We start from the raw sequence: 870 nt of genomic DNA on the forward strand, positions 1-870 counted from the left end.
CAGGTCGCCGGCCGGCATCCGCAGGGGCGGGTGCTGCCGCTGCCGCTGGACCTGTCCACGCCGGCCGGGCGCGCGCAGTTGCTCGCCGCCGCCGGGGCCTTGCCGATCCGTCCCTCGCTGCTGCTGATCGCGCATGCGCAGAGCGGCTTCGGCCTGTTCGCCGAGCAGTCCGAGCAGGATCTGCGGCAATTGCTCGACACCAACCTGATGGCGCCGATGTTGCTGGTGCGCGCGCTGCTGCCGTTGCTGCAGGCGCAGCCGCAGGCCACGGTGGTGGCGGTCGGCTCCACCTTCGGCAGCCTGGGCTTTCCCGGCTTTGCCGGCTACAGCGCCAGCAAGTTCGGCCTGCGCGGGCTGTTCGAGGCGCTGGCGCGCGAGTACGCCGACAGCCATGTGCGTTTCCAGTACCTGGCGCCGCGCGCCACCCGCACCGCGTTCAACACCGCGCAGGTGGATGCGATGAACCAGGAGTTGAAGGTCGGCGCGGATACGCCCGAGCGGGTGGCGCGCGCGCTGCGCCAGGCGATCGAACGCGGCGATCGGCGCCTGCAGATCGGTTGGCCGGAAAAACTCTTCGCCCGCCTCAACGGCGCCCTGCCGGGGCTGGTGGACCGCAGTTTGAAAGCGCAGTTGCCCGTGGTGCGCCGGCATGCCGCGCGCGCTCCTTCCCGATTTGGAGATGCCCGATGAACGTCCGTCTGCGTGCGCTGTCGTTGTTGCTTGCGCTGTCGCCGCTGGGGGCGGCCGTCGCCGCCGCGCCGCTGACGCCGGCAGTGGTCGCGGTGCGCGACCAGTGGGCCCAGGTCGCCTACCAGACGCCGAAGCCGCAGCGCCTGCAGGCCTATGCCAGCCTGGCCGCGCAGGCGGCCG

Annotated in this window: 1 protein-coding gene and 1 pseudogene; both read left to right on the forward strand. The window is 72.2% G+C overall.

Going from position 1 to position 870, the window contains the following annotated elements:
- Positions 1 to 690 (forward strand): SDR family oxidoreductase (locus D183_RS24935; protein ID WP_017909802.1); only part of this gene is annotated, 690 nt, incomplete at its 5' end.
- A pseudogene (locus D183_RS0115460) lies at positions 687 to 870 on the forward strand (hypothetical protein); the annotation flags it as partial. The gene D183_RS24935 and the pseudogene D183_RS0115460, both read left to right, overlap by 4 nt.

This window comes from Xanthomonas sp. SHU 199 (genome assembly GCF_000364665.1).
Lineage (GTDB): Bacteria > Pseudomonadota > Gammaproteobacteria > Xanthomonadales > Xanthomonadaceae > Xanthomonas_A > Xanthomonas_A sontii.